General features: G+C 70.0%; 14 protein-coding genes. All 14 read right to left on the reverse strand.

Annotated elements, in window-relative coordinates; genetic code table 11:
* Nucleotides 1-2041 (reverse strand): ATP-dependent Clp protease ATP-binding subunit (locus VGV13_07620; GenBank protein ID HEV8640949.1); only part of this gene is annotated, 2041 nt, incomplete at its 3' end.
* A 163-nt stretch (nt 2042-2204) separates the two neighbouring features.
* Nucleotides 2205-2906, reverse strand: a complete 702-nt coding sequence (locus VGV13_07625; GenBank protein HEV8640950.1) for an ABC transporter ATP-binding protein — start codon at nt 2904-2906, stop codon at nt 2205-2207.
* Nucleotides 2899-4128 carry an FtsX-like permease family protein gene (locus VGV13_07630; GenBank protein ID HEV8640951.1) on the reverse strand — a complete coding sequence of 410 codons (1230 nt, stop codon included), beginning with the start codon at nt 4126-4128 and terminating at the stop codon, nt 2899-2901. The genes VGV13_07625 and VGV13_07630 overlap by 8 nt, the downstream gene beginning before the upstream one ends.
* Nucleotides 4125-5645 carry a lysine--tRNA ligase gene (lysS, locus tag VGV13_07635; GenBank protein ID HEV8640952.1) on the reverse strand — a complete coding sequence of 507 codons (1521 nt, stop codon included), beginning with the start codon at nt 5643-5645 and terminating at the stop codon, nt 4125-4127. Before lysS ends, VGV13_07630 begins: the two co-directional genes overlap by 4 nt.
* Nucleotides 5642-6746 (reverse strand): peptide chain release factor 2 gene (prfB, locus tag VGV13_07640; protein ID HEV8640953.1). Its coding sequence is split into 2 segments (ribosomal slippage): nt 5642-6685 and nt 6687-6746, totalling 1104 coding nucleotides; the frame shifts between segments, so codons are not numbered across the junction. The genes lysS and prfB overlap by 4 nt, the downstream gene beginning before the upstream one ends.
* Nucleotides 6746-8302, reverse strand: coding sequence for an apolipoprotein N-acyltransferase (gene lnt / locus VGV13_07645; protein ID HEV8640954.1), 1557 nt, complete (start codon nt 8300-8302; stop codon nt 6746-6748). The genes prfB and lnt overlap by 1 nt, the downstream gene beginning before the upstream one ends.
* Nucleotides 8274-8999 (reverse strand): metallophosphoesterase family protein, encoded by a 726-nt coding sequence (locus VGV13_07650; protein HEV8640955.1) that lies wholly within the window; start codon nt 8997-8999, stop codon nt 8274-8276. Before VGV13_07650 ends, lnt begins: the two co-directional genes overlap by 29 nt.
* Before the next feature lie 8 nt (nt 9000-9007).
* Complete coding sequence (gene nusB / locus VGV13_07655) at nt 9008-9424, reverse strand: transcription antitermination factor NusB (GenBank protein HEV8640956.1); 417 nt, start codon at nt 9422-9424, stop codon at nt 9008-9010.
* Nucleotides 9417-9929: a 6,7-dimethyl-8-ribityllumazine synthase gene (ribH, locus tag VGV13_07660; GenBank protein ID HEV8640957.1), complete on the reverse strand. Its 513-nt coding sequence runs from the start codon at nt 9927-9929 to the stop codon at nt 9417-9419. The genes nusB and ribH overlap by 8 nt, the downstream gene beginning before the upstream one ends.
* Before the next feature lie 185 nt (nt 9930-10114).
* Entirely contained in the window at nt 10115-11317 is a 1203-nt protein-coding gene (locus tag VGV13_07665) for a bifunctional 3,4-dihydroxy-2-butanone-4-phosphate synthase/GTP cyclohydrolase II (GenBank protein HEV8640958.1), read from the reverse strand.
* A gap of 5 nt (nt 11318-11322) precedes the next feature.
* Nucleotides 11323-11922, reverse strand: a complete 600-nt coding sequence (locus tag VGV13_07670) for a riboflavin synthase (GenBank protein HEV8640959.1) — start codon at nt 11920-11922, stop codon at nt 11323-11325.
* Complete coding sequence (ribD, locus tag VGV13_07675; protein ID HEV8640960.1) at nt 11922-13010, reverse strand: bifunctional diaminohydroxyphosphoribosylaminopyrimidine deaminase/5-amino-6-(5-phosphoribosylamino)uracil reductase RibD; 1089 nt, start codon at nt 13008-13010, stop codon at nt 11922-11924. Before ribD ends, VGV13_07670 begins: the two co-directional genes overlap by 1 nt.
* Nucleotides 13011-13036: 26 nt before the next feature.
* Entirely contained in the window at nt 13037-13963 is a 927-nt protein-coding gene (ftsY, locus tag VGV13_07680; GenBank protein HEV8640961.1) for a signal recognition particle-docking protein FtsY, read from the reverse strand.
* On the reverse strand, nt 13960-14820 hold the full coding sequence (locus tag VGV13_07685) for a RodZ domain-containing protein (GenBank protein ID HEV8640962.1): 861 nt from the start codon (nt 14818-14820) through the stop codon (nt 13960-13962). Before VGV13_07685 ends, ftsY begins: the two co-directional genes overlap by 4 nt.
* Between the last annotated feature and the right edge of the window lie 40 nt (nt 14821-14860).

A 14860-nucleotide genomic window follows, 5' to 3' on the forward strand; every position in this document is an offset into this window, starting at 1 on the left:
CGTAGCTGGCGCTCTCGTCCCCGCCCTGCAGGAAGCCGGGGGACACCCGCTTGCCGATCCGGCTCGTACCCAGGTTCGAGGTCATGATGAGGATGGCGTTTTTGAAGTCCACCACGTGGCCGAGCGAATCGGTGAGGCGGCCGTCGTCGAGCACCTGGAGCAGCATGTTGAACACGTCGGGATGCGCCTTCTCGATCTCGTCGAACAGCACCACCGAATAGGGACGGCGGCGCACCTTCTCGGTCAGGAACCCGCCCTCTTCGTATCCGACGTAGCCGGGAGGGGCGCCCAGCAGGCGGGACACCGAGAACTTCTCCATGTATTCGGACATGTCCACGCGGATCAGCGCGTTCTCGTCGCCGAAGAGATACTCGGCCAGGGCCCGGGCCAGCTCGGTCTTGCCCACGCCGGTAGGACCCAGGAACACGAACGAGCCGACCGGCCGCTTGGCGTCCTTGAGGCCGGCCCGCGAGCGGCGGATGGCGCGCGAGACCGCGGCCACGGCGTCGTCCTGGCCGACGATGCGTCCGTGGAGCGCCTCCTCCATGCGCGCGAGCTTGGCCGATTCCTTCTCCTCGAGCTTGGACAGCGGGATGCCGGTCCAGCGGGAGACGATGAACTCGATGTCCACCTCGCCCACGGACTGGGTGCCCTTGCCCTTGTTCTTCTCCCACTCCCGCTTCATCTCCTCTTCGCGATGGCGCAGCACCTTTTCCTTCTCGCGAAGAGAGGCGGCCTTCTCGAACTCCTGGGCCTCCAGGTACATGTCCTTTTCCCGGATGACCCGCTCCAGCTCCTTCTCGATCTCCTTGATCTCGGCCGGGGGCGTGAGCGCCATCAGGCGGGTGCGCGAGGAGGCCTCGTCGATGACGTCGATGGCCTTGTCGGGCAGTTGGCGGTCGGTGATGTAGCGGTCGGCCAGCCGCACGGCCGCGTCGATCGCCTGCTCGGTGATCTTCACGCGGTGGTGGGCCTCATACTTGTGGCGCAGGCCGCGGATGATCTCGATGGCCTCAGGGACCGAGGGCGCCTTGACGATGACGGGCTGGAACCGGCGCTCGAGCGCGCCGTCCTTTTCGATGTACTTGCGGTACTCGTCGAGCGTCGTCGCCCCGATCGTCTGAATCTCGCCGCGCGAGAGCGCCGGCTTGAGCATGTTGGAGGCGTCGATGGCGCCCTCGGCCGCCCCGGCTCCGATGAGCGTGTGTAGCTCGTCGAGGAACAGGATGACGTTCTCCGACTGGCGGATCTCCTTCATCACGGCCTTGAGCCGCTCCTCGAACTGGCCGCGGTACTTCGTCCCGGCCACCAGCGCGCCGAGGTCCAGCTGGAGCAGCCGCTTGTTCAGCAGAACGTCGGGCACGTCGTGCGTGACGATCTTCTGGGCTAGGCCCTCGACGATCGCCGTCTTGCCCACCCCCGGCTCGCCGATGAGCACGGGGTTGTTCTTCGTGCGGCGGGCCAGGATCTGGATGACACGCTCGATCTCCTGCTCTCTGCCGATGACGGGGTCGAGCTTGCCCTCGCGGGCCAGCTGCGTCAGGTCGCGGGCGAACTCGTCGAGTACGGGGGTCTGCGAACGTTTCTTGGGCCGGGGGTAGTACTGATCGCCGAGGAGCGCGAGCGTTTCCTGCCGGACCTCGTCCAGCCGCGCGCCCAGCGATTCGAGAATCTTGGCCGCGATGGACTGACCTTCCTTCATCAGGCCCAGCAGGAGGTGCTCGGTGCCGATGTAGTTGTGGCCGAGCTGCCGCGCCTCCTCGATCGACAGCTCGAGGACGCGCTTGGCCTGCGGCGTGAACGGCACTTCACCGAACGTCAGCGTCTTCGGGAAACCTGCCAGCGCGCGCTCGACCTCCGCCTTCACCGTCTCCAGGCGGAGCCCGAGGCGCTGGAGCACAGCCGTCGCGATGCCTTCGCCGTCACGGATGAGCCCGAGCAGCACGTGCTCCGTCCCTACAAAGTCGTGGCGGAAGCGTCCCGCCTCTTCCCGCGCCAAGATGATGACCCGCCGCGCCCGTTCCGTGAATCGTTCGAACACTGGTGGCCCCCGCCCCTTTTCAGTCGCGCCGGGTGCCGATTTCTCTTTCCCCGACGGCTAGTTAGTCGATTTCAGTATAGCCCACGCCCCCACCGGTCGCCAGCGTTTTTCTTCCTCCAATCACTAACCCTGCGAAACTCCAGCGGGAAACTCGCCGGCACCGTCACTCACCCGGCGGCACCTCGCGCGCTCGGCCCTCGATCAAACGATACGCCCGCTCGGCGCGCCGGGCCAGATCGGGGTTGTGCGTGGCGATCAGGAACGCGATCCCGCGCTCGGCCTGCAATCTCAGGAAAAGATCGAACACGACTTCGCTCGTCTTGGGGTCGAGGTTGCCCGTCGGCTCGTCGGCCAGGATCACGCGCGGATGATTCACGAGCGCTCGGGCGATCGCCACCCGCTGCTGCTCGCCGCCCGAGAGCTCTCCCGGCCGGTGGCGAAGCCGGTCGGCGAGTCCCACCTCGGCCAGCGCGTCGCCCGCGCGCTGGCGCGCCTCGTTCACCGGGCGGCGCGCCAGCAGCGCTGGGATCATCGCGTTTTCCAGCGCCGTCATCTCGCCGAGCAGATTGTAGAACTGGAAGACGAAGCCGACCTGGTGCCGGCGGAAGCGCACGAGTCCGGCCTCACCGCGCGCGAAGACGTCCTCGCCCTCGAAGAGGACATGTCCGGCCGTGGGACGATCGAGCGCGCCCAGCAAGTGGAGCAGCGTGGACTTGCCCACGCCCGACGCCCCCACCAGCGCCACCACTTCGCCCTGGCCCACCCGAACGTTCAGGCCCCGCAGCACGCGCACGACCTCGGGTCCGGTGCGGTAATCCTTCTCGAGGTCCTCGCCGACGAGCAACGGAGCGCGGGAATCACTCATAGCGCAACACGTCGACCGGGATCAGCGCCCCCGCCCGGCGGGCGGGAAGGATCGTAGCCAGGAAGGACAGGAGCAGCGTGGACCCGACGATGAGCAGGAAGTCCGTGGGCGTCAGCTTCATCGGCAGGTAGTCGATCTGGTACACGTCGCCGGCCAGGCGGATGATCTTGTAGCTGTTCTGGACCCAGATCAGCAGGAGGCCGACCGCCGAGCCCGCCACGGTGCCCACGACGCCGATGGTCATGCCGACGGTGAAGAACACCGCGGTGATGCTGGAGGCCGAGGCCCCGAGGGCCTTGAGGATCCCGATCTCCTTGCGCTTCTCGGCGACCAGGAGGACCAGGTGGCCGATGATGGCGAAGGCGGCGACGAGGACGATGATCGTCACGATCACGAAGAGGGCCAGCTTCTCGAGCTGGAGCGCCGCGAACAGGTTACGGTTCATGTCCATCCAGTCGCGCACCCAGTACCCGAATCCCAGCTGTCGGGCGATGGCGGCGCCCACGCGCTTGGCCTCGAACGGATCGGTCAGCTTCACCTCGATGCCGGTGACCCGCCGGGACAGCGCCGCGAACTCCTGGGCGGCCGCCAGCGTCAGGTAGGCGATCGACGAGTCGTACTCGTACATGCCGACCTCCACCGTGCCGGCCACGGTGAAGCGGCGCATGCGGGGCACCAGCCCTACCGCGGTGACGGCGCCCTTGGGCGAGATGACGGTGACGCCGTCGCCCACGACCACCCCCAGAGTGCGCGCCAGCTCGACGCCCAGCAGGATCGCCGGCTGGCCGTCGAGGAGCAGGTCGAGGCGACCCGCGCGGAGCTGGGCGCGGAGGTCGGCGACCAGCGCGGGCGTGGCCAGATCCACCCCGCGGACCAACCCGCCGTGAGCCCCGCCGCCCTCGCTGGTGAAGAGCGCCTGCTGGAGCACGAAGGGCGTGGCCGACCGCACGCCGGCGACGGTCTTCACCCGACCGGCGATCGCCTCGGCGTCGGCGATACCGCCCCCGGCGCCGAAGATCAGCAGGTGCGGGTTCGCCGCGATGATCTTGTCGCGAATGCCGTCCTGGAAGCCGGTCATCACGGCCAGCACCACGATGAGCGCGGCGACGCCCAGGAAGACGCCGCCGACGCCGATCCAGACAAAGAGCGACAGGTTCGTACGCTGGCCGGTAGCGCGCAGGTACCGAAGACCGAGGAACAGCTCGAAGGGTACCCGGCTCACGGCTCGTCCCGTCCCTCGCCGCCGGGGCCGCCTTCCGGTCGAAGATGCGGGAACAGGATCACGTCCCGGATCGACGGTTGATTGGCCAAGAGCATCACCAGCCGGTCGATGCCGATGCCCTCGCCCGCCGCCGGGGGCATACCGTACTCCAGGGCCCGGATGTAGTCCTCATCCAGCCAGTGAGCCTCCTCGTCACCCCGGGCGCGCGCCGCCGCCTGGTGCAGGAACCGCGCGCGCTGCTCCACGGGATCGTTGAGCTCGGTGTAAGCGTTGGCGAGCTCGCGCCGCCCCACGAACAACTCGAACCGGTTTACCAGTCGCACGTCGTCTCGTTTCGTCTTGGCCAGCGGCGACAGCTCCACCGGGAAATCGATCACGAAGGTCGGCTGCACCAGCGTCGGCTCTACCAGCGACTCGAAGGCATCCTTCCACGACTCGTGACGGAGAGCCCCGGGTTTCGACTGGACCCCCCGGGCCGCGGCGGCTCCGGCGACGGCGCTGGCCTCGGTGTCAGGCGTGACCGTCATGCCGAGGGCCTCGGACAAGGCGTCGAAGAATCGCAGCCGCCGCCACGGCTGCGCGAGATCGATCGTGTGGTCGCCCCAGGGGATCCGGAGCGCGCCGAGCAGCGTGGTGGCCAGATGGACGAAGAGCTCTTCGGTGAGCGCCATGAGATCCGTGTAGTCGGCGTAGGCCTGGTAGAACTCCAGCATCGTGAATTCGGGGTTGTGCTGGGTCGACACGCCCTCGTTGCGGAAGTTGCGGTTGACCTCGTAGACCCGCTCGAACCCGCCGACGACGAGGCGCTTGAGGTAGAGCTCAGGGGCGATCCGCAGATAGAGGTCCACCCCGAGGGCGTTGTGATGGGTGACGAACGGCCGCGCCACCGCGCCCCCCGGGATCGGCTGCATCATGGGCGTTTCGACCTCCAGGAAGCCGCGCGCGTCCAGGAAGTCGCGGAGGGCCTTGATCACGCGCGACCGGAGGACGAAGATCGCCCGAGTCTCCTGGTTGACGATGAGGTCCACGTAGCGCTGGCGGTAGCGCGTCTCGACGTCGCGGAGCCCGTGCCACTTCTCGGGCAGCGGGCGGAGGGATTTCGCGAGGAACTGGAAGGAGCCGACCCCGATCGTCAGCTCGCCCGTGCGGGTGCGGAACACCTCCCCGGTCACGCCGATGAAGTCTCCCGCGTCGAGGTCCGTGAAGAGCGCGTAGTGATCCCCGAGCTGGTCGGCGCGGGCATAGAGCTGGATGCGTCCGGTGCGGTCCATCAGGTGCGCGAAGCAGGTCTTGCCGTGATGACGCATGGCCACGATCCGCCCGGCGACGCTCACGGGGCCGAAGGCCTTGAGCTCGTCCTCCTTCGCCGGGGCCAGCTGGTCGAGCAGGAGCTGGGCGCCGTGGGTGACCGGGAAGCGGCTGCCGAACGGGTCGATGCCCCGCTTGCGCAGCGCCTCGAGCTTCTCGTACCGCTGGCGGATCAGCGGGGGCAGGGCCCCGGGGTCCGGCCCGGTCACGTCTGGCTCCCGCGCGCTCCGAGGAGGAACGCCTTGATGAACGGATCGATCTCGCCGTCCATGACGGCCTCGACGTTGCCGATTTCCACGCCGGTCCGGTGGTCTTTCACGAGCTGGTAAGGATGGAAGGTGTAGGAGCGGATCTGGCTGCCGAAGGCGATTCCCTTCTTCTCCCCCGTGAGCTCCGCCAGCTCCTCGCGCTGCTTCTTCTGCGCCTGCTCGTAGAGGCGCGCTTTTAAGATCCGCATCGCGGTGTCGCGGTTGCGCAGCTGCGAGCGCTCGTTCTGGCACTGCACGACGATCCCGGTGGGCAGATGCGTGATCCGCACGGCCGAATCGGCGGTGTTGACGCCCTGTCCGCCCGGGCCCGACGAGCGGAAGACGTCGACGCGGATCTCGTCCTCTCGCACGTTGACCTCGACGTCGTCGACCTCGGGAACGACGGCGACCGAGGCGAAGCTGGTCTGCCGCCGCCGGGACGCGTCGAAGGGCGAGATGCGCACCAGGCGATGCACGCCCCCCTCGCCGCGCAGGAAGCCGTAGGCGTACTCCCCGGTGACCTCGATCGTCGCCGACTTGATCCCGGCCTCCTCCCCCGGCAGCAGATCGACGACCTCGGCCTTGAAGCCGTTGCGCTCGCACCACCGGAGGTACATGCGCATGAGCATCTGGGCCCAGTCCTGGGACTCGGTACCGCCGGCGCCGGGATGGATGCTGAGGATGGCCGCCTTGCTATCGTGCGGGCCCGAGAGCATGACCTTGAGCTCGAACTCGTCGAGCTCCTTCCTGAGCCGGGCCACGCCGTCGGAGATCTCGGCGTCCAGGCTGCCGTCGTCGGCCTCCTGGGCCAGCTCGAGCATGACCCCGAGGTCTTGGGCCTGGCGGCCGAGCTCGCTGACCCGCGTGGTGACCCGGGTCAGCTCGGCGCGCTCCCGGATCAGCTCCTGGGCCCGGCGGTTGTCCTCCCAGAATGCGGGCGATCCCATGTCCGCGTCGATCGCGGCCAGCCGCTGCTCCTTGGCCGCGATGTCAAAGATGCCTCCGTAGGTCGTCGACCCGGCGGGCCAGCTCCGCCACGTCCCGCTTCAGCTCGCCCGCCATCACCGCGCCCCCCCGAGCGCCGCCGCGCCGAGCGCGCCGGCCGAGACGAGCAGCCCCAGATACGCGAACCAATCACCGAAACGGGTGTAGAGCGTCTCGCGCGTGCGCAGGGGAACCCGATCGATCAGGTTGTCCCGCTCGAAGAGGCTCAGCGACTTCACGATCCGTCCGGTCGGCGCGATGAAAGCCGACACTCCCGTGTTCGCCGCCCGCACCACCGCGACTCGATGCTCGATTGCGCGGAAGGGATACATCGCCAGGTGCTGCAGGGGACCGCTCGTCCGGCCGAACCACGCGTCATTCGTCATGTTCACCATCAGGCGCGCGCCATTCTTCACGAAGCGACGCACCAGCGCGGGGAAGATACCCTCGTAACAGATCACAACACCGAACGGGGCTGGCGGACCCGAGAAGACCACCGCGCGGGAGCCGGGCGTCAGCTCGGAGATGAACTCCGCCCAGCCCCGAACGAACCCGATCACTCCCGATAACGGCACGTACTCTCCGAACGGAACCAAGTGGATCTTATCATACCTGTTCACGATACCTCGTTCGGTCAGTAAAAATACGGTGTTACGAGCCTCCCGGCCCGCCCCCTCCCCGATGTCGATCGACCCGACGAGCAGCGCCACGTCGTACCTGGCCGCCACGTCCTGGAGGGCCTGGAGCAGGACGGGATCCTGTCTCAGGATCGTGGGCGAGGCCGTCTCCGGCCACACGATGAGGCGGGGATGCTCCCGCGCCGCCGCACGGGTCAAATCGCCGTAGATCCTCAGGGTTGCTGCCGTATGGCTGGCGTCCCACTTGAGGGGTTGCTCGATCGCGGGCTGCATCACGGCGACCGCGACCTCGCCGGCAGGCGATGCCTCCGTGAGGCGCGATGTCCCGAATCCGAGCGTTGCCCCCACCACCGCCATGGCGAGCGCCAGGCCGACCGCGGCCCGCCGCCATGGCAAGACCACGCAGGCGGCGATCGCAGCGTTGACGGCGAACACGACGAAGGAGATGGCATAGACCCCGGCCAGCTCCGCGATCTGGATGACCGCTAGCTGCCGGTACTGGGAATAGCCCAGGCTGCCCCATGGAAAGCCGCCCATCAGGTGGCCCCGCACCCACTCCGCGCCCACCCAGAGAAACGGCGCGATGAGCAGCGCCCAGCTCGCTCCCCGCCGGGCAGCGATCCAGGAGACGGCGCCGGCCACGAGACCGCAGTACAGGCCGCAGTACCCGGCCAGCAGCACCGTCGGCAGCCATGTGAGCGGCCACGGGATCTCGCTGTAGACGCGGAAGGTGAAGTTCAGCCATTGAAGGAGCAGCAGAAAGAACACGAAGCCCGCGAGCCAGCCCCAACCCAGCGCCGGGCGCGGCGGTCGCGTGAGCGCCAGGAAGAGGACGGGACTGAGCGCGATCCAGGCGGCACCCGCCAAGTCGACGCGCGGATAGGCGAGCGCCAGCGCCGCGCCGGCCGCCACCGCCAGAGCGGCCGCTCCCACCGCCGCCGCGAGCGTGTCGCGCAGCTTGCGCCTCTCAGCGGCCCTCGGCCAGGCGATCGGCAAGAAACCTGGGCAGCCCGGCGGCGACGATCTTCGCGCGCGCCGCGGCCAGGTCGTAGGCCACGCGCTGGATCGCCAGGGTCCTGCCCTCGACGTCCCACAGCGCGTACGCTGCGCGCGGGTCGTGGTCGCGAGGCTGGCCCACGCTGCCCACGTTGATGATGTAGCGGCAGCCGGGGTCGATCGAGACCTTCACGGCCCCGGCCTCGTGCTCCCGACCCCAGGATCCCTGCACCCACATGCCCGGCAGGTGTGAGTGGCCGACGAAGCACAGGCGCGTGGTGAACGCCCCCAAGGCCGCGAAGCCGTCCTCGGCTGAGACCAGGTACTCCCACTCCTCGGGATGCGCTGGCGAGGCGTGGACGAGCGTGGCGTCCCCCGCCTCGCTCACCAGCGGCAGCGACCCCAGCCACGCGCGTTGGTCGTCGTCGAGGCGATCGTGCGTCCACTCGGCGGCCGCTCGCGCGTAAGGGTTGAACCACTTGAGGTCGATCCGCCCGGCCACGGCGTGCTCGTGGTTGCCGCCGACGACGAGCTGACAGCGCTCGGCGACGAGCTCGATGCACGCCCCCGGATCGGCGCCGTAGCCGACGATGTCGCCCAGGCAGAGAAAAGCGTCAGCGCGGTCCCCGGCGTCGGCCAGGACGGCCCGCAAGGCCTCGAGGTTGCCGTGGATGTCGGACAGGATCGCGTACCGCACGGTCCTGCTCAGGACGCCGGACGCAGCTCTTTGTGGATCCGGTCGAGAACTCCGTTGATGAAGCGGCTGGACTCTCCGGTGCCGAACTTTTTCGCGATCTCGATCGCCTCGTTGATGGCCACCTTGGGGGGCACGTCCTCGTGCCAGAGCAGCTCGTAGGCGGCCAGCCGGAGGATGTTCCGGTCGACCACCGCCATGCGTTCGAGGTCCCAGTGCTCCGCATACTGGCGGAGCAGCTCGTCCGTCTTGGCCTGGTGCTGCTTGGTGCCGCGCACGAGCGCGTCGGCGAAGGCGCGCGTCTCCGCGTCCACCGGATGGCGCGCCCAGAACTCCGCCGCGTGCGGCGCGGGGTCGTCGTCGCCGTGGAGATCGAGCTGGTAGAGGTACTGCAGCGCGACCTCGCGCGCCTTCCGCCGCTTACCCACGGTCACGCACCTGGCGGACGAAGGTGGCCATCTCCAGCGCGGCGTCGGCCGCCTCCTCGCCGCGGTTGCCCACCTCACCGCCGGCCCGCTCCCACGCCTGCTCCTCCGACAGCGCGGTGATGAGGCCGAACGTCGTCGGCACCCCCGTCGTCAGCGCCACTTGGCGGATGCCCGCGGCGGCCTCCCGCGCCACGTGCTCGAAGTGGGGCGTCTGCCCGCGGATGACGACGCCGACGCAGACGATCCCCGCGTAGCGCCCGGTCGCCGCCAGGTGCGCGGCGGCCTGAGGCAGCTCGAAGGAGCCCGGCACCCAGTGGACCTCGACGTCGCCCGGCGGGATCTTCGCGTCCGCGAACGCGTGGAGCGCGCCGTCGACCAGACGTTTGGTGATCCGCTCGTTGAAGCGCGCCGCGACGATGGCGAACTTCGGGAGCCCGGCGCCCCCCCGCGGCGCGCGGGCGCCGCCCGCCACCGACCGCTGCGGCCTGGGCGCGCGGCCGGCCATATCACTCATCGGAGGGGGGCTTGAGCTCGGAGGGGGGCTTCGCCCCCCTTCCGAAGCCTCCCCCCAGGCCAGGATTGCGCCGGCAAAGCGGGCGCTCGGACAGGGGTTGCGCCGGCAAGGCGGGCGCTCGAAGGCAGGTTGCGGGAGCTGCGGCGGTGCTCGATCGGGTCACTTCGAGGCGCATGTCAGGGAAGCGAGGAGAACAGGTGCCCGAGCTTGTCACGCTTGGTGCTCAGGTACCTGCGGTTCTCGGGATTGGCCGGGATCTCGATCGGTACGCGCTCGACGAAGTGCAGGCCGTAGCCCTCCAGGCCGACGATCTTCTTCGGGTTGTTCGTGAGCAGCCGGAGGTTCTTGAGCCCGAGGTCGACGAGGATCTGCGCGCCGATGCCGTAGTCGCGCAGGTCGGCCTTGAAGCCGAGCGCATGGTTGGCCTCGACGGTGTCCTGGCCGAGGTCCTGCAGCTCGTAGGCGCGGATCTTGTTGTGCAGCCCGATGCCGCGTCCCTCCTGGCGCAGGTAGACGACGACGCCCCGGCCCTCCTGCTGGATCGTCGCCAGCGCCTTCTGGAGCTGCTCGCCGCAGTCGCAGCGGCGCGACTGGAAGACGTCGCCGGTCAGGCACTCGGAGTGCATGCGCACCAGCACCGGCGCGTCGCCGGCCACCTCGCCCATCACCAGCGCCAGGTGCACGCGGCTGTAGACGGTCGCCTCGTAGGCGATCGCGGTGAACTCGCCGAACTCGGTGGGCAGCCGCGTGGTCGCGATCCGCCGGACGAGCTTCTCCTTCTGCGTGCGGTACTCGATGAGGTCCTTGATCGTGATCATCTTGAGGCCGTGCCGCCGACCCAACTCTTGGAGCTGGGGCACGCGCGCCATGCCGCCTTCCTCGTCCATCACCTCGCAGATCACCCCGGCCGCGGTGCAGTCGGCCAGCCGGGCGAGATCGACCGCCGCCTCAGTATGGCCCGCCCGCCGCAGCACCCCGCCCGGCATCGCGCGCAGCGGCAGGATGTGGCCGGGACGCGTGAGGTCCTCGGCGCGCGCGTGGGGATCGACCAGCGTCCGGATCGTGACCGCGCGGTCGTAGGCCGACGTGCCGGTGGTGACGCCGCGCCGGGCGTCGACCGTGATGGTAAAGGCGGTCCCCAGCGGCGCCGTGTTGTCGGAGACCATCATCGAGATCTTCAGCTCGTCCAGGCGCTCGCCCGTCATCGGCATACAGATGAGCCCCCGGCCGAACTTGGCCATGAAGTTCACCGCCTCCGGCGTGACCTTGTCGGCCGCCATCAGGAGGTCGCCTTCGTTCTCGCGGTCCTCGTCGTCGACGACGATGAGGATCCGGCCCTGCCGGATCTCCTCGATGGCCTCCTCGATCGTCGCGAACACGGCTATCACGCCCCCTTGAGCGCGAGTGATCGGACCACGTACTTGCCGATCACGTCCGTTTCGATGTTCACCGCCTGCCCCACCTCCAGCCGACCCAGCGTCGTCGCCTCCAGTGTGTACGGGATCAGCATCACCTCGAAGCTCGTCGGCCCCAGGGCCGCGATCGTGAGGCTCACGCCGTCCACGGCCACCGACCCCTTGGGGACCAGGAACGGCTCCAGGTCGGGGCCCGCCAGGGCGATCCGCACCCGCGCCGTTGATTCTACACGGGTTATGCCCTCGATGGTTCCCACCCCGTCCACGTGCCCCAGCACCAGGTGACCTCCCAGGGGGGCCCCCAGCCGGAGCGGCCGCTCCAGATTGACGTGGGCGCCCGAGACCAGCCGGCCGAGGGCGGTGCGCCCCAGCGTCTCGGGGCCGACGTCGAAGGCCAAGCCGTCGGGCCGGCGCTCGACCACCGTCAGGCAGGCGCCGTTCACCGCGATGCTGGCGCCCACCTCGCTGCCCTCGAGCGTGGTCTTCGCCCGGATCTCGAGCCGCATCGTGGCGGCGCCCCGCGCGACGCGGGCGACCGCCCCCAGCTCCTCGACGATCCCGGTGAACATCAGGCGCGCTCGCGGAGGACCTCGGCCTCGATCAGGAGGTCGTCGCCCACCCTTCTGACCGCCAGCTCGCCGAGGCGCACGGCGTCCTTCAGCGCGCGGCCGGCGCCGCCCACGGCCGAGGGGGCGTCACGGCCGCCCAGGAGGCGCGGCCCGATGAAGACCGCGACCCGGTCGACGAGGCCGGCGTCGAGAAAGGCCGCGTGCACCTCCGCCCCGCCCTCGACCAGCACGCTGCGGACCTCCCGCGCAAAGAGTTCCGCGAGCACGGCGCCGGGATCGACGCGGCCGTCGCGCGCGGGCAGGCGCACGACCGTCGCCCCCGCGGCCTCGAGCTGGCGCAGACGCGCGGCCGGCGCGCTCGCGGCGACGGCGATGAGGGCGCGCGCGGCCGTGCCCGCGGTGATCAAGCGCGCGGCGGGCGGGGTCCGGGCCTCTGTATCCAGCACCACGCGATACGGCTCCCGGGGCCACGCCCGCTCCAGGCGCACCGTCAGCCGCGGGTCGTCGCGCAGCACGGTCCCCAGCCCGACGACGATGGCGTCGCTCTCGCTGCGCAGCCGGTGGGCCTCCCGGCGCGCCGCCTGGCCCGTGATCCACTGCGAGGCGCCGTGCGGGTCGGCGATCTTCCCGTCCAGCGTCATCGCCGCCTTCAGCGTGACGTGCGGTCGCCGCTCCCGCATCGCGGTGATGAAGACGCGGTTCTGCTGGGCGGCTTCCCGTTCGAGCAGGCCCACCGTCACCTCGAGGCCGGCGGCGCGCAGCGCTTCGAATCCCCGCCCGCTCACCAGGGGGTTCGGGTCGCCGATCGCCGTCACGACGCGCCGGATGCCGGCGGCGACGATGGCCGGCGCGCAGGGCGGGGTGCGCCCGTGGTGAGCGCAAGGCTCGAGGGTGACGTAGAGTGTGGCCCCTCGCGCGCGGTCCCCCGCCGCGGCCAGCGCCTCGATCTCGGCGTGGGGCCGCCCCGCCGCGGCGTGAAACCCCTCGCCCACGATCTGGCCCTCCCCGCTCACGACCACCGCCCCCACCAGTGGGTTGGGCGAGGTGAGCCCGCGGGCATCCTCGGCCAGCTCCAGCGCGCGACGCATCAAGCGCTCGTCGACCGCGCTCACGCTCAGGCCGCCGGTACCAGGGCGTCGATGAACCGCGGGGGATCGAAGGGCCCGAGGTCCTCGACCTTCTCGCCCACCCCCACGAGCTTGATGGGAAGCTTCAGCTCGCGCGCGATTCGCACCACGATGCCGCCCTTGGCGGTACCGTCGAGCTTGGTGAGCACCACGCCACTCAGCCCGATCGCCTCGTTGAACATGCGCGCCTGGGCGAAGCCGTTCTGTCCGGTCGGCGCGTCGAGCACCATCAGGCTCTCGTGCGGCGCGCCGGGCAGCTGGCGCTCGATGACGCGCTTGAGCTTGACCAGCTCCATCATCAAGTTGGACTTCGTGTGTAACCGCCCCGCCGTGTCGATGATGAGCGCATCGAGGTTGCGCGCCGTGGCCGCCTTCACGGCATCGAAGACGACGGCCGCGGGATCCGAGCCCGGTTCCTGTCGGACGACCTCGACGCCGATCCGGTGACCCCAGGTCTCGAGCTGCTCGATGGCCGCCGCGCGGAACGTGTCGGCGGCGGCCAGCAGCACCTGCTTCTCCGATCGGGTGAGCGCCGCTGCCAGCTTGGCGCAGGTCGTCGTCTTGCCGGAGCCGTTGACGCCGAGCATCAGCACCACCGCCGGCCGGTGATCGAGGTCGAGGGGCTGCGCCGCGGGGGCCAGGATGTCGCCCAGGAAACGGCGGAACAGCGGCCGGAGCTGGTCGGCGCGGGTGACGGTACCGAACATCACCTCTTCACGGGCGCGGTTGGTGAAGTCGGCAGCCAGCGGCGCGCCCAGATCCGCGGCGACCAGGACCTCCTCCAGCTCCGTGTAGAGGATCTCGTCGATGGGGCGCTCGGGCGGGAGGACCGCCGCCAGCTCCGCAGCGAGATATTCTCGCGACCGCCTGAGCCCCGCGCTCAGTCGGTCGCCCAGGGCGCCCAGGAACTTCACCGTCCTGCAGGCGGGATGACCAGCCGCGAGATGACGGCCCCCCGCGCGCCCAGCGGCGGCAGCGGGCGGCCATTCAGCTCCAGCGTCACGCCTCCGGCGTTACCGACAGTGAGGACGAAGGGAGCGTTGGACACCCACTCGCGGACTTCGCCCGCAGGAATGGTCTCCTCGGTGGCGCGCCCGTCCGCCATCCGCACCCGGACCCACGTCGGCTCCGACACGCGCGCCACCAGGCGATACGGCGACACCACGGGCCCGAGGACGGCCGCGAACTCCGGGCCCGGAGGCGTGACCGACCGCGACGGGGTCGCCTCGCTGGGCCGGGAGGGCTCCGGCGCGCTCGGGCGGATCTCGGGGACCCGCGCGGGCGGCGGAGCCAGGACCGACTCGGCCGGCACCGGCTCGAGGGAGTCCGGCGGCACCGGGGGCGGCTCGGCTGGAGCCCCCGCCTGACCCGCGAGCCGGTCCCCGCCCTCGCGCCCCGACTGGAGCGCGAGCGTCACCGCGAAGAGCGCGAGGCCCAACACGACGAGGAGGACGAAGCTCACCAGCACCGTTCCGCGGCTTCGCGACTCCCCCCCGCCACGGCGTTCGACCACGGCGCGGACCGGTGGAGCCGGCGGCGCCCCAGGCCGCTGATGATAGAGGGCGAGCGCCTCGTCGGGCGTCACGTCGAGCGCCTGACAGTAGGCGCGGATGAACCCCTTGACGAAGACGGGCGCCGGCAGGACATCGAGGTTCTCCGTCTCCAGCGCCTCCAGGCAGGACGAGGCGACGCGCGTGGCGCGGGACAGCTCCTCCAGAGAGAGACCGCGCCGCTGACGGAGCTCGCGAAGATACGGGCCGAGGGACGACATACCCGGTATCGGTGCGAGTCTAGCCTATCTCCGGGCTCTT

Source organism: Candidatus Methylomirabilota bacterium (assembly GCA_036001065.1).
Lineage (GTDB): Bacteria > Methylomirabilota > Methylomirabilia > Rokubacteriales > CSP1-6 > MNEF01.